Raw genomic sequence first — 17,127 nt, 5'->3', positions numbered from 1 at the left:
TACAAGTTGATTTGATAATAAGGATTTAAATGTCTAGATAAGGGGATGAAGTATGCTTGAATTGGAAATTAAGGTGGAGCGTCTTAGGGAAGAACAAATAGGCGATATTGTAGCATTATCTTCTTATATTGGGTGGGATTATAATAAAGAAGAAATTGAGACTATTTTTGATTCAGGTATTATATACGGTGTGTGGAATAAGAGAAAGGAACTTATTGCTAGCGCGGCAATTATATTATATGGGGAGAAATTAGCGTCTATCGGAATGGTCATTGTACATCCGAATTATAAGAGAAGTGGGATTGGAAAGGTGATAACGAATGCATGTATTAAGAGCGTATCGGCTCAAACCTCAATTATGCTTATTGCTACGGATGAAGGAAAGCCGTTATATGAAAAACTAGGATTTAGGGCAGTAAGCTATGTTTCTAAATACATATGTAACTCGTACAATGTGAATGATTATTGTGTAGGAAATGAAGATTATATGATGAAGTATGAAGAGTGTGATTTAGAAGAAATAATAAAATTAGATGAAAATGCGTTTGGAACAAATAGAAAAGCATTTTTAACGAAAAGAATTATACAAAGTGAACAGTGCATCGTTGTAAAGGATAACAAACAAAATGTATTAGGTTACGGTTTAAGTATACAAACATCAGAAAATAAAATAATAGGACCAGTCGTCGCGAAAAATGATGCGATGGCAATGAGGATTGTACATGATTTAGCAAGGCAGCATCATGGTAAATTAAGAATTGATGTACCAGAAGGAAAGAGAGGTTTCATGAAAGAATTAGAGATTACTGGTTTTCAAAAGGTTAATACACCACCAATTATGATGAAAAATAGCGATGAATTATTAAAAACGAGTAATGATCTGTATAGTATTGCAGCGCAAATTTTTGGATAAAAAAGAATCCTTCTGAATGAAGGATTCTTTTTTATTAGTCACGATATTGGTCGTGAGTTGGTTGAAAAAGGTCTGCCTCGACATCTCTAACCATTGAAAAATGATCAACGTTATAATGTCCATGTAGAGTTTTATTATGATGACCAATAATTTGCTCTGCAGATAATACGTTAGAATCAGTTGTGGAATGACCGTTTTTAATTAATGTAACATCAAATCCTTGTACAGTAGCTGTTCTAACTGCGGTGTCGATGCAATGTTCTGTTTTACATCCACCGATAACGATATGATTAATTTTTTCTTCTTTTAAAAGTTCAAGTAGAGAAGTGCCATAGAATGAGTTTGTTGCTGCTTTATTAATAAGGATTGCAGACTGAGGTACTTTAATTTCATTATGTACTTCAAATCCTTCTCCACTACCAGAAGCAACATCGATATCTCTTACGAAAACAATAAGGGCATTTGCATCTATCGCTTTCTGTACGGCTGTATTTAGTGTAGATAATAACTCGGTTTTATGAAAAACTTCCTTTTCTTGTTCATTTCCATCCATTAATTCTTGCTGCGCATCGATAATTAATAGTGCTTGTTTCATCGTGTCTCCCCTTTAATATGAAATAAGTTCCACTATACATATTCATTCATATTACAAGGAAATCCTCTATTGTCTATGCAGTAGACGATAGATTTACAAAGTTGTCAAAGAAATTTCATTCTCATAGCGTGTAAAAACATGTATGATAGGAGATGGAGAATTTTTGAGTAGGTGGGAATAACATGCAAACAGTAGAAGATTATCTTTCATTCTTACATACGAAAGGATTTAAATTATCAGAGGAAGCACAAGGATTTATTATGTTCGGACAAGGATATACTGGTGCATCTGATGGAATTGTGAACGCAGCAATAGAAGCGACAATTAAACATCAATTACAGTTTGATGGAAGTTATTTTGTTGCGTTATTAGAACGATTGAAAGAAGAAGAAATTACAGATAAAAAAAGCGCTAAGGCTTTTATGCGGAAGTTACAAGCGTAACTTCATGCAGCCTGCGCTTCTTTTTTTGTTTTGGAAGGTAATTCAACAAAAACCATGCCTAGGAAAATACATAGGCATCCGATAATAGCGGAAACAGAAAGTTGTTCGTTTGCAACGAGAACGCCTGTTAAGGCAGCAAAAACGGGCTCCATTGCGAAAATGATTGCTACTCTCGTTGGAGACGTATGTTTTTGTGCTGATGTTTGAATAAAAAAAGCAATGGATGTCGCAAATAGGGAAGTTAGAAATAGAGCGAATAAAAAGGAAGAATTCGTCCATAGTTCCACTGAAAATAATTTTTCCCAATCTTCAAACAAAAAAGCGCAAATAGAAGAAAACATACCGACAGCTAATACTTGCGACGTGCTTAACAATAAAGGTGATATTTTCTTAGAGAAGAAGCCGTTAACAAGAATATGGGCAGCGAAAGCAACTGCACAACCGAGAACGAGTATATCTCCAATGTTTAATTGAAAAGAATCACCAGCAGTTAATAAGTATAAACCTGCTGTTGCTACAGCAATGCCCATTACGATAAAAATGGTAGCTTTTTGTTTTAAAAAGATAAAAGACAAAATTGGTACCATAACGATACTAAGACCTGTTAAGAAACCAGCTTTTGAAGAAGTTGTATAAAGTAAGCCGAATGTTTGTAATACATAGCCAACGCATAAAAAGAATCCAACGATTAATCCAGCGAGACTACTCTGTTTTATATCTTGTTTTGAAGCTTTTTTTGAGAAAATCATTTGAACGAATAATAAAATAATTCCAGCGAATAAAAAGCGAATACCATTAAAAGTAAATGGACCAACGAAAGACATTGCATTTTGAACGACAACAAACGTAGCTCCCCAAATAAAAGAGACAAATAATAACGCAAGAGGAGCAATCCAATCTTTTTTCACACTCATACCCCCGTTAATTTTGTAAGATAGCTTTTCTAGCTAATTCATCAGCAACTTTATTTTGACTACTTGGAATCCACTTAATAAAAAAGAGATCGAAACTTTTTATGTACTGTAATGCTTCCTCTAATAGTGGTGCAAACATTTTGTTTTTTGCGTATTCTTTTTCGACAGCTCGCTCGACAAGTTGCGAATCTGTACGAAAAGAGACAATGTTATAATTATGCTCCGTGCAATATTTTAATGCTACAAGTAAAGCGTGGTATTCTGCTTCATGATTGGACATTGTCCCAAGGGGTAATGATAATTGTACAGCTGGTTGCACCCCTTTAATAAACACTCCTGCACCAGAAGGACCAGGATTTCCTTTTGATGCACCGTCAATATATACTTCAATCAAAATGAGAAACCTCCAAATTATAAGATGATCCCCTACTTATATGTTTCTTTGAAGTAGGGGAAAGAGTAACTTAGCCGATTGTAATACTATAGCGACATGTAAATGTTTCATTCGCTTGTAAAGATTGAATTCCTTTTTTTGCCTTGAAATCTTTTGCTGGATTTACTTCATCAGCAATCCCGTACCAAGGTTCAATACATAAGAAAGGTGCGTTCTCGCCTGGTGTCCATACGCCAACAAATGGGAACCCGTCAAATTCTACTTTTACAAATTTATTATGTTTATGAGAACGAATAGAGATTTCATCCGTATTCATATTTTCAAAAATAAGCGCATCATTTTTGAATAAATCGTATGTAAGTGGTAATTCATTCGTATTTTCAGCGATTAATTGCTTTTTACTTGAAAGGTAAGGTCCTTCTAATACGCTTGTTTCTAAGCGTTCAGAACCATTAAATGATAAATGATAATCTGTAAATGATTCGCCCTCTAATAATGGGAAGTTGAAACCAGGATGTGCTCCGATTGAGAAGAACATCTCTTTTGAAGTAGGGTTATTTACTTCATATGTTACATGAACGATTTGTTCGTCTAGCTCATAAGAAACGAGTAATTCGAATTCGTATGGGTATTTTTTTAATGTTTCTTCATTACTAGTTACAACATAAGTGATTTTCGTTTCACTTTGTTCTTTTACAGAGAATGTAAGATCACGAGCAAAGCCGTGCTGTGTTAAAGAATATGGTTTACCATCTACGTAGTATGTATTATCTACTAATCGGCCGACAATTGGAAATAAAATTGGTGAGCGACGCCCCCAATAAGTAGAATCGCCTTGCCATAAGTATTCAGTGTTATCTTCTTTTAAGCGAACGCTTTGTAATTCTGCACCTTTGTCAGAAATGGAAACGATTACTTTTTCATTTTGAATTGTTGCTGTCATGAAGTGAAACCTCCTAAATCTTTCATATGTTTTATTATACGTTGTCCAAAAGAAAAAAGGTAGTTAATGATAGGAATCTATTGACGAAAGAGTGTGTATTGCGTAGAATATAATCTTGTTGCTTAAAAAACGAATAACGTGGTTCGAAACCATCCCACGTAAAAAAACTAAGGAGATTTTGTCATGAATATTAGAACATTAGTCGGTAATGGTATTTTAGCGGCATTATATATTGCTGTTTCTATGCTTATTCAGCCATTTGGCTTTACGAATGTACAGTTTCGTATTTCAGAGATGTTTAATCATCTTGTTGTATTTAATAAGAAAGCAATTTACGGAATTGTATTAGGTGTATTTTTAACAAATCTCTTTTTCTCACCAATGATCGCTTACGATTTAGTATTTGGAGTGGGGCAATCTATTCTTGCATTAGTTGCAACGATTATTTCTATGCGATTTATTAAAGGTGTTTGGGCTCGTATGATTTTTAATACAGTTATTTTTACAATTACAATGTTTATGATTGCAATTGAGCTTCATCTTGCATTTGATTTACCATTTATGTTGACTTGGTTAACATGTGCAATCGGTGAATTTGTTGTCATGGCAATTGGTATGCCTGTAATGTACTGGATTAATAAACGAGTACAATTTGAAAGATTTATGCAATAGATGAAAGAGCTATTCCTATAGGGATAGCTCTTTTTGTATGTAATCATATTGAATATAATGCTGTGACTCTTGATACAATATAATAAAATAAAGTGAGGCTTTCATTAGCTGACTACATATAAGAAGTCTTATATAAGGGGAATCTAGTATGAAATATAAAATTCATTGGTTGTATAAAACAAAGACCGGATTGCAGACGGAATTAACGACAGATTATATGAACATAGAAGATGTATTGCAATTTGCAGAGGATTTCGAGAAAACAGGAAGAGTGAAAGAACTATCATTTTATGATGAAATGGATGCAGAATGGTCATTAAAGGAAATGAAAAAGTTGAGTAAACAAGTGGAGGAAGAGCCCCAAGAAATACTCGTTTATTTTGATGGCGGTTATGATGTACAGACGAAAGAAGCTGGAGTAGGTATATGTGTATACTATAAAAAAGGAAATACAAAATACCGAATTCGCCGTAATGCATATATAGAAGGTATATATGATAATAATGAAGCGGAATATGCATCATTACTACATGGCATGAATATACTCGAGGAATTCGGAATTAAGTATGAAGCAGTTACACTTCGCGGCGATTCTCAAGTTGTACTGCAGCAATTGGCTGGAGAATGGCCTTGTTATGATGAGCATTTAAATCATTACTTAGATCAAATTGAACAAAAAGCGAAGCAAATGAAATTAAAACTTGTATGTGAGCCGATATCTAGAAAACAAAATAAAGAAGCGCATCAATTAGCTACGCAAGCATTAGAAGGAACAGTCATTGATAGTCATAAAGAAATAACCGAATAGAGAGGTGCAAAGGTGGATAAAAAGCAACTCATTACAGAGGTAAATGACTTATTAGAAACGTATTGTGAAGGGTGTTTCTTGCGAGAACATAATCGAAAGACAAATAGTAAGTATTACGCTCATTCATTTTGTATACGACAATGTACAGTTGGAGAAACATTGAAAAAGTATGGAGAACAGTTATCATGAAAAAACATCCAGAGAAAATTCTCTGGATGTTTTTTAGTGTCTTGCTTCGTTTAGTTGATGCTCGCATTTACTTAATTTCTTTTCCTCATTCATTAAAAATGGCTCATCTAAATCTGTCGCAACAGATTTCATAATTTCAAGCTGAGAGCGAGCGGCTTCTACAGCAGTAGTCGCATGCTCTAATGTATCTGGATCCATTGAAATTGTCGCTGATCCTACCATTTTTTGTGCTGTTTCTACACGGAATTTCACTTCTTCAAAATCATTTACTTCTGATCCCATTATTACTTCCTCCTTTGTATATTGCGCATTTCACATAGTTTTTGCTCTGTAAAACGGAAATATACAAAGGAATAACAAAGGAGGTTACCAAGTAAGGTAACCTCCTGTTATATGTTGGATTAAAGTTTTACTACGTTAGCAGCTTGAGGTCCGCGGTTTCCTTCAGTGATATCGAAAGATACTTCTTGACCTTCTTCTAAAGCTTTGTAGCCGTCACCTTGAATAGCAGAGAAATGTACGAATACATCGTCAGCGCCTTCCATTTCGATAAATCCAAAACCTTTTTCGTTGTTAAACCATTTTACTTTTCCTTGCATGTTACAATTCCTCCTAAAAACATTTGCTTTTTTCATTTAGTGAAATTCATTTGAAAGATAATATAAACTAAAAATGCTATAATCTTGAATATTCTGCTAAATGATTAATTTAAATATACACGAATTGGTAGAAATTAGTCAAGTAAGCGATTTTATTTTTTTGTATTTTTAAATAATTTTCCAGCCGAATTTTTAAATAGGTATAGGACAGGCCGAGTATGTAATATTCTTAATTGAATGCTATACATAATGAGGTGAAAGAAAGAATGAATGAGTCTTATTTATTAGATAATGAAGGAATGAGAACGAGAACTGACATACCGGATTGGGTTACAAAAGAATTTCAAAATTTTTCGAGTGTCGTGCTAGAACCAACTTTCCCGTGTTATTTCGGCTTAACAGCTTTGAAAAAGAATGAACTTCGTTATTCATTTCTCTCTCATAATGATTGGAGCCATTTGCCACATACAATGTTATCTTTTTTAGAGTTAATGAAAGAGCGCCCAATTGTAAGAAGAGGATTCTTTCTTTTTGTGGAACCGGAATGTGAGGAACAATCACTGGAATATTATCGTGATTACTTTTGGAAAGTACTACAATATTTACATGAAAACGATGACCAAACATGGCCGAAGCAAATTCCTGAAGACCCAGACCATTACTTATGGGAATTTTCATTTGGTGGTGAACCGATATTCGCATTTGGAAATGCGCCAGCTTATAAACAACGAAAAACTAGGCATTTAGGAAATTCTCTCGTTATTGGATTTCAACCACGCACCATCTTTGATGGATTAGAAGGGAATCGTCCTAAAGGAGCATATTCAAGACAAACGGTCCGAGATCGAGTTGAAAAGTGGGATCAGCTGCCGAAACACCCTAACATTAGTCATTATGGTGATCCAGATCATCGTGAATGGAAACAATACTTCATAGGAGACGATGTAGAGCCGATAAAAGGAAAATGTCCTTTTCTTCATAAGTTAGAAAAGTAAGAGCCATCATCCAGATGGCTCTTTTGCATATTTTGGATAAAAAAGGGTATTTTAGTAGTAAATATTTTGATGTAAGCTAGTCTATTTTTAATCATTACATCATTACTTAATAGTAAAGGAAGTAGAAAGGATAGAGCGATGTTTGGAGCGATTATACAACAAATTGTATTAGGTATTTCATTAGCTGCGCCAGTAGGTCCGATCAACATTGAAATGTTAAAACGAGGAATTGAAAGAGGTTTTTGGCATGCGTGGGTTGTTGGAATTGGTGGAATGACTGCAGATATTTTGTTTATGCTTCTCATTTATTTCGGTTTATCCTCTGTGTTTATGTATACATATGTACAAGCTTTTATGTATTGCGCAGGATTTTTCTTATTATTTTATTTAGGATTTCAAAGTGTAAAACAAGGAATTTCCCACACGAATATGGAATATAAAAAGGAAGAGGTAGGTGGTCTTAAACAATCGTTTATGGCAGGTTTTTTAATTGCGATATCCAATCCATTAAATCTTGTTTTTTGGTTTGGTATATACGGAAGTACACTTAGCTCATTGCTTACGAAGGTAACGAAACAAGAAGCCTTTTTGTACAGTCTTTGTATTATCGTTGGTATTATTTTATGGAATTTAAATATTGCTTTTTCTGTCCATTTTGGCAGAACTTTATTAAAGCAAAAAGCACTTGGCTATATAACAGCCGGAGCCGGTATTATTTTAGTAGGATATTCTATCCATTTTGCATACAAAGCTTTACAGTTGTTCACATAAGATTGAAGGGGAGATTTTTATGTATCGAACCACTATTGACGGAAAAGAAATTATTATTACGTTAGCACCAAAAATCCGAAAAGAAATTACTGATAGGAATCCACTATATGAAGCGGTATTTCATACTGCAGCAAGATTACTACAAACAAAGCAACCGACGTTTGCGGTAAATCATGAAATATTTGGGCTCATTATTGGAGAGGTACAAAGAGGAGAAGTAACAGTGTTTGCGGTGGAACATATTATTCCAAAGCAAAATATATTTGGATCGAACAATTTTTTCTCGACAATAGAGCAACAGGCAAATTTGTAAAGTGAATAGAATAAAATAAAAAATAAAAGAAATAGTCGTAACGATATGTTGCGGCTGTTTTTTTGGAAAAGGGAGAAGGAAGATGAAGAGAGTGGGGAAAGAGTTCTTTTTACAACATGATATCGTTATTATGTATAGTATTTTATTTATTTTCATCATTATTTTAAAAATGCAATTTTTCACATGGATCGGTATGTTCGCGTGTTTGTTTGGGATTGTTTTTTATACGCTTAACGAATATATGACACATCGGTTTTTATTTCATTTAAAACCACCTAAAAACGTATTTTTATTAAAAATGTTAAGAAGATTACATTATGATCATCACGTATATCCAGATGATTTAAAACTATTGTTTTTGCCTGTATGGTTTAGTATACCTAGCTTTACTATATATTTACTTATAGCATATGGTATAACAAAAAGTGTTACTATTACACTTTCATTCGGAATTGGAATGATTATCATGCTTCTCGTTTATGAATGGAAACATTATATTGCACATAAGCCGATTCGTCCGTTCACTAAGTTTGGAAGATGGCTAAAAAAACAGCACATATTACACCATTATAAAAATGAAAAGTTTTGGTTTGGTGTTTCAAATCCAGTATTCGATTTCATATTTGGAACGCTTAAAGATGGGAAAGACGTTGAATTAAGCGAAACAGCTCGTAATTTAGAAAAAGAGAAAAAGACAGAAGTAGTGCGATAAGCACTACTTTTTTATTCTGTTTTAATGGGCATCAAATCTTAACTGGTATGAGATTGAAGTACGTAAATTTTATGTTGAAAAAGTATATTAAAAACTTAGGGGAAAATGCCGAAAAATGTCTATCGAAAAATCTTTGCAGGAATGTATGGATTGTCTAAAATGGAAATAAGTTTCTGAATATTTATAAAATTTAGTCTTTAGGTATACAAGGGGGAATTGTATTTCTAGTAAGAGAGGGGATCGGAGAATGAAACGAGATGATACGTCAGCACGTAAGTTACAAAATGAAGTGAATTATACAGAGGTTGTTCAGTCAGAAGAATTTCAATTGCTATTAAATAAGAAAAAGAAGTTTATCGTTCCGATGAGTATTTTCTTTTTAAGCTTTTTTATTGCATTACCTATTTTAACATCGTATTCAAAGGTGCTCAATACACCAGCATTTGGGGATGTTACGTGGGCATGGGTGTTTGCATTTGCGCAATTTATAATGACGTGGTCATTATGTATGATTTATAGCAAAAAAGCAGAATCCTTTGATGAAATCTCGCAAAAAATTCTACAAGATATGCAAAAAGGGAGGGGCTGACTTTGAATATAACCGCTTTTGCATTATTTTTAATCATCGTTCTTGGTACACTCGTCATAACTTATTTTGCGTCGAAGAAAACGAAAAATGCGAGTGAGTTTTATACAGCTGGAGGGGGATTAACTGGTTGGCAAAATGGTCTGGCCATTGCGGGAGATTACATGTCTGCTGCATCATTTCTTGGTATAGCAGGAGCGATCGCATTAACTGGGTTTGATGGATTCTTTTATAGTATCGGCTTTTTAGTTGCTTATTTAGTTGTTCTATACCTTGTTGCAGAACCGCTTAGAAATTTAGGGAAGTACACGTTAGCGGATATGATTGCGGCACGTTTTGATGCGAAAAAAGTTCGCGGCGTTGCAGCGCTTAATACGATGACGATTTCGATTTTTTATATGATTGCACAATTAGTTGGGGCTGGTGCACTTATTAAATTATTATTAGGGATCGAATATACGACATCCGTTTTAATCGTTGGTACATTAATGACAGTGTACGTTATTTTTGGCGGCATGACTGCGACGAGCTGGGTACAAATTGTTAAGGCCGTATTACTTATGGCTGGTACATTTATTATTTCTGTTATTGTTTTCTCCAAATTTAATTTTAGTGTGACTGAAATGTTCGCGCAAATGAAAACTGCTACTCCGTTAAAAGATTCGTTTTTAAATCCAGGAGTAAAGTATAAGGATGGTCTTGATACACTGTCTTTAAATTTAGGACTAGTTCTTGGTACAGCTGGATTGCCACATATTCTTGTTCGTTTTTTTACAGTACGTGATGCAAAAACAGCACGTCAATCTGTTGTATACGCTACGTGGTTAATTGGCGCATTTTATATTATGACGATTTTCTTAGGGTTTGGAGCAGCGGCGTTTGTAGGAAATGAGGCAATTATGAAAGCAAACCCTGCTGGTAATATGGCAGCACCTTTATTAGCTAAAGCGTTAGGTGGAGATTTCTTATTTGCTTTCGTATCAGCAATTGCCTTTGCAACTATTTTAGCGGTAGTGGCAGGACTTGTATTAACAGCAGCATCAGCATTCGCACATGATTTTTATAATGAAATTATTCGCAAGGGGAAATCAACGGAAAAAGAGCAAGTGTCAATGGCTCGCTATGCGTCTATTGGAGTAGCGGTATTATCCATTATACTAGCGTTATTTGCTCAAACATTGAACGTAGCATTTTTAGTTTCATTAGCATTTGCAGTTGCAGCGAGTGCAAATCTACCAGTTATATTATTCACAATATATTGGAAGCGCTTCAATACAACAGGTGCCATTTCGGGTATGGTTGTTGGTCTTGTATCAGCAATTGTTCTTGTAGCGTTAAGTCCAAATGTTTGGAACCCTGTAGCTGGAAAAGCTATATTTGTTGGGGAATCGATATTCCCATATACGACACCTGGAATTATTTCAATTCCGCTTGGATTCCTTGCAGCATATTTAGGAACCGTGTTATCTAGTAAGAAAGAAGATGCTGCGAAATTTGATGAGATTCTTGTGAAATCTAATACAGGTCATGGTGTTAGTGATGCATCGTCACATTAAAAAGAGAAGGGCTTTTCGATATATAAGAAAAGCTCTTTTTTTCTTGTAAATATTACTGTATTGTAAGTAGGATTTTGTCTTAATTTTGTGGAATGAAAATAAGCAGGGAGAAAATTAAATCATCATGGCACCAGCGCAGCTTTTGTGAAAAATAAGTTGTTATGGAAGGTGGAAGAAATGATGAAAACGAAACAGACTGATGAATTATTAGCAAAAGATGAGCAATATGTTTGGCACGGAATGCGTCCCTTTAGTCCAAATAGTACAATGGTAGGGGCAAAAGCAGAAGGGTGCTGGGTTGAAGATATAGAAGGGAAAAGATATTTAGATGGTATGAGTGGTCTTTGGTGTGTGAATAGTGGATATGGCAGAAAAGAGCTCGCAGAGGCGGCATATAAGCAATTACAAACATTATCATACTTTCCGATGTCACAATCGCATGAACCAGCTATAAAGCTTGCAGAAAAATTAAATGAGTGGCTTGGAGGAGAGTATGTTATTTTCTTCTCTAATAGTGGCTCAGAAGCGAACGAAACGGCTTTTAAAATAGCAAGGCAATACTATGCTCAAAAAGGTGAACCGCATCGTTATAAATTTATGTCACGTTACCGCGGGTATCATGGAAATACAATGGCAACGATGGCAGCGACGGGACAAGCACAGCGTAGATATCAATATGAGCCATTTGCTTCAGGATTTTTACATGTAACGCCGCCAGATTGTTATCGTATGCCTGAAATAGAAAGAGAGAACATTTATGATGTAGAATGTGTAAAAGAAGTAGATCGCGTTATGACATGGGAATTAAGTGAAACGATTGCAGCTTTTATTATGGAACCAATTATTACGGGCGGAGGCATTTTAATGCCGCCACAAGACTATATGAAAGCTGTTCATGAAACGTGTCAAAAACACGGTGCCTTGCTCATTAGCGATGAAGTGATTTGTGGTTTCGGACGTACAGGAAAAGCATTTGGATTTATGAATTATGACGTTCAGCCGGATATTATTACGATGGCAAAAGGGATTACGAGTGCATATTTACCGTTATCAGCGACAGCTGTAAAAAAAGAAATATATGAAGCATTTAAAGGGAAGGGAGAATATGAATTCTTCCGTCATATTAATACATTTGGTGGAAATCCTGCGGCTTGTGCATTAGCGCTTAAAAACTTGGAGATTATGGAAAATGAAAATTTAATTGAGCGATCTGCACAAATGGGCTCGCTTTTATTAGAGCAATTAAAAGAAGAAATTGGAGAGCATCCACTTGTTGGGAATATTAGAGGGAAAGGTCTACTAGTTGGAATCGAACTAGTAAATGATAAAGAGACGAAAGAGCCAATTGATAACGACAAAATTGCAAGTGTTGTAAATGCTTGTAAAGAAAAAGGGTTAATTATAGGACGAAACGGCATGACAACAGCAGGATATAATAACGTCTTAACGTTAGCACCACCGCTTGTTATCTCAGGTGAAGAAATTGCCTTTGTTGTTGGAACGTTGAAGACAGCGATGGAACGCATTTAATGAACGAAGCGAGCCGTATTACGGCTCGCTTTTGTTTATTATGTGAAATATGATAAATTTTCAAAGGGAGGGGAATTATTATGAAGAAATATGATCCTAGTCAACATTATCACATCGGATATTATGAAGATGGACATGATTTAGAGGTGACGGCGTACAAAAGAATAAAAGAGCCAGTTTGGGATGCTTATATTCCGCACTATGAGGTAGACGATTTTTACAAGAAAGTGGAGAAAATGAAGCTAGGTGAATATATAGATGATTACGGCATTATGGTGTATTCATTTAGTAATGATATTGATGATGAAGAAGCGCGAATTATTTTTGAAAAATGGTTAAAAAAGAACGAGATTGTTTAAAGATACAATGAAAAAGGAGATTACTATCTTATAAGATAGTAATCTCCTTTTATTATATGAAACTTATTTACTTGCTTTCATTGCTTTATCTTTTGCACCAAAAGTGTATTTTAACATTGGTGGTGTAATCATTGTAGTTAAAATAACGACAATAACGATAGCTGTAAAGTAATCTTGTGCTAATAGACCTGAAGAAAGTCCTGTTCCTGCGATGATAAGTGCAACTTCACCACGAGAAACCATTCCAGCACCGATAATGGCAGAAGACTTAGCGTCAAATCCAGTCATACGTGCACCGAATCCACAACCGATTAATTTCGTTAATACAGCGATTACTGTTAATGCTAGGATGAACCAAATTTGATTACCAATACCGTCAAATGTAATATTCATACCAATACTTACGAAGAACACTGGAACGAACATAGCGTAAGCGATTGGTTCTACTTTCTTTTCTACCTCATGCTTGTAGTTCGTTTGAGAAATAGCGATACCAGCTGCGAAAGCACCGATAATACCAGCAATTCCTAATAATTCGCCGAAATATGCGAATGAGAAACAGATGATAAGAGCCGCGCTCACGATAGACTCAGAAACGCGCAGTGGTGATAACCAGCGCATGATTGCAGGAACACCTTTCCATCCGATTAAAATAATAGAAGCGAAGAATACAACTTTCTTCAAGATAACCATTGTTAAGTTAACATCGTCTGTACCTAAGAAGCTCATTGCAAATGCTAATAAAATAACAACAAGAATGTCATCAAATACAGCTGCGCCAAGCATAGTTGTACTTTCACGTGTTTTCATCTTTCCTAAATCACGAAGTGTTTGTACGGAAATACTAACACTTGTCGCACATAGAAGTAATCCTAAAAATACAGCATTTCCTTGTTCCATTCCCATAACAAGACCAGAAATGTAACCACCTACGAATGGTAGAATGATACCTCCAAGTGCAACTGCTAAAGAAGAATTACGATTTGCGTTTAATTCCTCTAAGTCTGTTTCAAGTCCTGCCATAAACATTAAAAGAATAACACCGACATTACTTAATTGTGTTAGAAGCTCTGAATTTTCAATCCAACCTAATATAGCTGGACCGATAACGATACCGACAATTAATTTACCTAGTACAGAAGGTTGACCTAGTCTAACACTAAGATCACCAGCAAGCTTTGTACTTAATAAAATAAGTGCAATTTGAAAGAAAAATTCGAAATCCATCGGTTCCTCTCCTCATCATTTTTATTTTTATCATACGATTTCTCGGAATTTGCCTAATGAAAATATGTAAAACCCATTAAACAAAGGGTCTGATTACGAGTTCTTTTGAACTCGTAATTTGAACCTGTAATTAATATATAATAAAATGTATGAAAAATCAATGAAAAAATAGCAGATTTTCATGATAGGATTCGATTTAGGTATGGAGGGAATCACTATATAATAAGAAGAAATAAGGCTACATTTTTTATGAATTGGAGAAGGGTATATGTTATTAAATAAACGTTTTACAATTGGAGAAATGGCAAAAATGCATAATATAGCGGAATCTACTTTACGCTATTATGATGAAAAGGGGATTTTTCATCCGTCCATTGTGGACCCGCAAACAAATTATCGCTATTATACAATCGATCAATTTTCACTATTAGATACGATTAAATTTTTACGCCAATTAAATATTCCATTAAAGGAAATTAAGAAATATATTGATGAAAGAAATCCAGCATACGCACTCAATTTACTGGAAAAACAACAAGAAATGATGTTGAAAAAACAAAGAGAAATTGAGTATGCTTTGGCGAAAATGGAACATAGAATTCATTTAATTAAGGAAGCAACAAAAGCAAAAGCTGAACAAATGGTAATTAAAGAGATTCCGCAGCGAAAAATTACAGCAATTGCGGTTGCCCCGAATACGACGGATGATATGTTTGAGTACTATATTCATTCATTGCAAAAAAATATGAGGCAAATGGATGATAGCTTATTTTCTGGAGATATCGGTGTAACGGTGGCAAAAAAAGGATTAATGCAAAATGAGTTTCAAGCATATAGCAGTGTTTTTATTCTTTTGGATTACATGCCTTTTCAAATACATAGTTCAGATGAAATTAAAGAAGGCATGTTCGCCTGTGTATATCATCATGGACCATATGAAGAAACGGATGAAACATATAGGAAGTTAATGAAATATATTGATCAAGAAGGGTACGAAGTAAGTGGAGATGCGATTGAGATTGCATTAATTGATTGGTCTGTAACAGACAACCCAGAGGAACAAGTAACAGAAATTCAAATTCCTATAATGAAAAAATAAAGCAATAAGTTGTAGGACTCGTATCATTACAAATTGGCATGAAACACGATAATTCAGTTACCTATTTTTTAATTCTCTATTGACCTTCAAGTAACTTGAAGGTTTAAACTATGAACAGAGCATTGAAAAAGGAGCATTTATATGATGGAGACAACAGAAAAGTTAAGAGAAAAACCGATAAAAAGTTTATTTATTTCATATTTAATACCAGCTGTTCTTGGAATGGTATTAATGTCAGTTAATATTGTGATTGATGCGGTTATGATTAGTCGGGGAGTTGGAGCGAACGGCTTAGCAGGAGTAAACGTGGCTATTCCAGCGTTTTCAATTTTCTTCTCTATTTCATTATGGATTGGAATGGGCGGGGCAACGTTATATTCCATTGCACTAGGTGAAAATAAATTAGATAGAGCAAGGTCTATTTTTACTCAATCCATGACGGTAGCAGTAATTATCGTAGGTGTTTTAGCAGCGATTTGCTTATGGAGAATAGAAGATTTAGCATACTTATTCGGTGCAAATGAAGTGATTTTACCGTATGCGTTAGACTATTTACACGTGTTATTAACATTTGGAATGATATACGTTTTAGAAAATATTTTAAGTACATTTATACGAAATGATGGAAATCCTAATTTAGCAATGGCAGGTCTAGTTGTAACGGCTATATTAAATATAGTGTTTGACTATATCTTTATTTTCATCTTTGGATGGGGCGTAACAGGTGCTGCTTCAGCGACTATTCTTTCAGCAGCGATGGGCTTCCTTGTATTATTAACGCACTTCTTTAGAAAAAGTAGTATTTTAAAGTGGACGAAATTCCATTTTGAATGGGATACAGTTAAACAAATTATGGTAATTGGTTTCCCGAGCTTTACAGCAGAAAGTACAGTAGCGATAGTAACGATTGGTTTTAATATCGCGTTCGTTCAATATGCAGGAGAAGTAGGAGTCGCTTCTTATGCGATGGTGAATAGTATTCATGCGATGACATTATTACTATTCTTCGGTGTGGGTGCTGCATTGCAACCAATCGCTAGTTTTCACTATGGTGCAAATTTATCAGAGAGATTACGTGAAGGATTAAAGTTCGCTGTAAAAATTGCGGTAGTACTCGGTGGCATTGCAATAATTGTCGGATTATTCTTCGGGAAATATATTATTGGTCTATTTGATGTCCAATCTCCAGAGTTATTGGAGTTAACATTAACGGGTATTAGCTTGTTCTTTATCCAATATGTATTTTTAGGCTATAACATTGTGTATGGAGAGTACTTCCAATCAGTGCGACAAACGACAAAATCAGTACTTATTATAATGAGCCGAGGGTTATTATTTATTATTCCATTATTATGGATTATGCCAAAATTATTTGGGATAAATGGAATTTGGCTCGTTATGCCAGTAGCTGAAGTATTGACAGCGATTATCGTATTTACGATGAATCGTATGAAACATCCTGTTCCATTAAATAGGGCGGGAGAGAAAGAAGCGATATAATGAAGAAAA

At 34.8% G+C, this 17,127-nt stretch carries 22 protein-coding genes and 1 riboswitch; of the genes, 15 read left to right on the top strand and 7 right to left on the bottom strand.

Features of this window, described 5'->3' with window-relative positions; translation table 11 throughout:
• Positions 1-52: 52 nt before the first annotated feature.
• Positions 53-913, top strand: a complete 861-nt coding sequence (locus tag FS802_RS05935; RefSeq protein WP_098823029.1) for a GNAT family N-acetyltransferase — start codon at positions 53-55, stop codon at positions 911-913.
• 34 nt (positions 914-947) lie between these two features.
• Here the strand turns inward: FS802_RS05935 and FS802_RS05930 are convergent, their stop codons facing one another.
• On the bottom strand, positions 948-1,508 hold the full coding sequence (locus tag FS802_RS05930) for a cysteine hydrolase family protein (protein WP_098823030.1): 561 nt from the start codon (positions 1,506-1,508) through the stop codon (positions 948-950).
• Positions 1,509-1,690: 182 nt separating this feature from the next.
• Between FS802_RS05930 and FS802_RS05925 the strand changes: the two genes are divergently transcribed.
• On the top strand, positions 1,691-1,951 hold the full coding sequence (locus FS802_RS05925; RefSeq protein WP_001195212.1) for a DUF6123 family protein: 261 nt from the start codon (positions 1,691-1,693) through the stop codon (positions 1,949-1,951).
• A 2-nt stretch (positions 1,952-1,953) separates the two neighbouring features.
• Here the strand turns inward: FS802_RS05925 and FS802_RS05920 are convergent, their stop codons facing one another.
• From FS802_RS05920 to FS802_RS05910, 3 genes are all read right to left on the bottom strand, one after another.
• A complete protein-coding gene (locus FS802_RS05920; protein WP_048561299.1) occupies positions 1,954-2,859 on the bottom strand; it encodes a DMT family transporter in 906 nt (301 codons plus the stop codon).
• A gap of 13 nt (positions 2,860-2,872) precedes the next feature.
• Positions 2,873-3,259, bottom strand: coding sequence for a reverse transcriptase-like protein (locus FS802_RS05915; RefSeq protein WP_048543450.1), 387 nt, complete (start codon positions 3,257-3,259; stop codon positions 2,873-2,875).
• A 70-nt stretch (positions 3,260-3,329) separates the two neighbouring features.
• On the bottom strand, positions 3,330-4,202 hold the full coding sequence (locus FS802_RS05910) for an aldose 1-epimerase family protein (RefSeq protein ID WP_098653831.1): 873 nt from the start codon (positions 4,200-4,202) through the stop codon (positions 3,330-3,332).
• A 132-nt stretch (positions 4,203-4,334) separates the two neighbouring features.
• Positions 4,335-4,379, top strand: a riboswitch (PreQ1 riboswitch).
• A 6-nt stretch (positions 4,380-4,385) separates the two neighbouring features.
• Here FS802_RS05910 and FS802_RS05905 point away from each other — a divergent pair.
• The 3 genes from FS802_RS05905 (at position 4,386) to FS802_RS05895 (ending at position 5,871) form a co-directional block, all read left to right on the top strand.
• Complete coding sequence (locus FS802_RS05905) at positions 4,386-4,874, top strand: QueT transporter family protein (RefSeq protein ID WP_001026468.1); 489 nt, start codon at positions 4,386-4,388, stop codon at positions 4,872-4,874.
• A gap of 148 nt (positions 4,875-5,022) precedes the next feature.
• Positions 5,023-5,682, top strand: coding sequence for a ribonuclease H family protein (locus FS802_RS05900; RefSeq protein ID WP_000875563.1), 660 nt, complete (start codon positions 5,023-5,025; stop codon positions 5,680-5,682).
• Positions 5,683-5,694: 12 nt separating this feature from the next.
• Entirely contained in the window at positions 5,695-5,871 is a 177-nt protein-coding gene (locus FS802_RS05895) for a zinc-finger domain-containing protein (protein ID WP_000358801.1), read from the top strand.
• Between the two features lie 33 nt (positions 5,872-5,904).
• Here FS802_RS05895 and FS802_RS05890 read toward each other — a convergent pair whose 3' ends face one another.
• Both FS802_RS05890 and cspB read right to left on the bottom strand, forming a co-directional pair.
• Complete coding sequence (locus tag FS802_RS05890) at positions 5,905-6,153, bottom strand: DUF2564 family protein (RefSeq protein ID WP_000534395.1); 249 nt, start codon at positions 6,151-6,153, stop codon at positions 5,905-5,907.
• A 119-nt stretch (positions 6,154-6,272) separates the two neighbouring features.
• Entirely contained in the window at positions 6,273-6,470 is a 198-nt protein-coding gene (gene cspB / locus FS802_RS05885) for a cold shock-like protein CspB (RefSeq protein ID WP_001161731.1), read from the bottom strand.
• A 266-nt stretch (positions 6,471-6,736) separates the two neighbouring features.
• On the opposite strand from cspB, the gene FS802_RS05880 reads away from it, so the two are divergent.
• The 8 genes from FS802_RS05880 (at position 6,737) to FS802_RS05845 (ending at position 13,292) form a co-directional block, all read left to right on the top strand.
• Positions 6,737-7,465, top strand: a complete 729-nt coding sequence (locus FS802_RS05880; RefSeq protein WP_098653830.1) for a YqcI/YcgG family protein — start codon at positions 6,737-6,739, stop codon at positions 7,463-7,465.
• Between the two features lie 138 nt (positions 7,466-7,603).
• On the top strand, positions 7,604-8,236 hold the full coding sequence (locus FS802_RS05875) for a LysE family transporter (protein ID WP_098093034.1): 633 nt from the start codon (positions 7,604-7,606) through the stop codon (positions 8,234-8,236).
• 19 nt (positions 8,237-8,255) lie between these two features.
• On the top strand, positions 8,256-8,549 hold the full coding sequence (locus FS802_RS05870) for a hypothetical protein (RefSeq protein ID WP_064476567.1): 294 nt from the start codon (positions 8,256-8,258) through the stop codon (positions 8,547-8,549).
• A gap of 82 nt (positions 8,550-8,631) precedes the next feature.
• A complete protein-coding gene (locus tag FS802_RS05865) occupies positions 8,632-9,261 on the top strand; it encodes a sterol desaturase family protein (protein ID WP_098093036.1) in 630 nt (209 codons plus the stop codon).
• A 247-nt stretch (positions 9,262-9,508) separates the two neighbouring features.
• Entirely contained in the window at positions 9,509-9,850 is a 342-nt protein-coding gene (locus FS802_RS05860) for a DUF485 domain-containing protein (RefSeq protein WP_098130868.1), read from the top strand.
• A gap of 2 nt (positions 9,851-9,852) precedes the next feature.
• Positions 9,853-11,403 (top strand): solute symporter family protein, encoded by a 1,551-nt coding sequence (locus tag FS802_RS05855; RefSeq protein ID WP_001027731.1) that lies wholly within the window; start codon positions 9,853-9,855, stop codon positions 11,401-11,403.
• A gap of 180 nt (positions 11,404-11,583) precedes the next feature.
• A complete protein-coding gene (locus FS802_RS05850; protein WP_141521295.1) occupies positions 11,584-12,933 on the top strand; it encodes an aspartate aminotransferase family protein in 1,350 nt (449 codons plus the stop codon).
• A gap of 80 nt (positions 12,934-13,013) precedes the next feature.
• Positions 13,014-13,292, top strand: coding sequence for a DUF3986 family protein (locus FS802_RS05845; protein WP_141545914.1), 279 nt, complete (start codon positions 13,014-13,016; stop codon positions 13,290-13,292).
• Between the two features lie 63 nt (positions 13,293-13,355).
• Here FS802_RS05845 and FS802_RS05840 read toward each other — a convergent pair whose 3' ends face one another.
• A complete protein-coding gene (locus FS802_RS05840) occupies positions 13,356-14,519 on the bottom strand; it encodes a cation:proton antiporter (protein WP_000344995.1) in 1,164 nt (387 codons plus the stop codon).
• Between the two features lie 268 nt (positions 14,520-14,787).
• On the opposite strand from FS802_RS05840, the gene FS802_RS05835 reads away from it, so the two are divergent.
• Together FS802_RS05835 and FS802_RS05830 are read left to right on the top strand one after the other, a co-directional pair.
• On the top strand, positions 14,788-15,618 hold the full coding sequence (locus FS802_RS05835) for a MerR family transcriptional regulator (RefSeq protein WP_000925912.1): 831 nt from the start codon (positions 14,788-14,790) through the stop codon (positions 15,616-15,618).
• Between the two features lie 144 nt (positions 15,619-15,762).
• Positions 15,763-17,118 (top strand): MATE family efflux transporter, encoded by a 1,356-nt coding sequence (locus tag FS802_RS05830; protein ID WP_098653965.1) that lies wholly within the window; start codon positions 15,763-15,765, stop codon positions 17,116-17,118.
• The last annotated feature ends 9 nt before the right edge of the window (positions 17,119-17,127 follow it).

It is taken from the genome of Bacillus sp. DE0042, from assembly GCF_007680225.1.
GTDB classification, from domain to species: domain Bacteria; phylum Bacillota; class Bacilli; order Bacillales; family Bacillaceae_G; genus Bacillus_A; species Bacillus_A wiedmannii.
The sequence above is the reverse complement of the archived record's forward strand: the minus strand, read 5'-3'. Positions and strand labels throughout refer to the sequence as shown.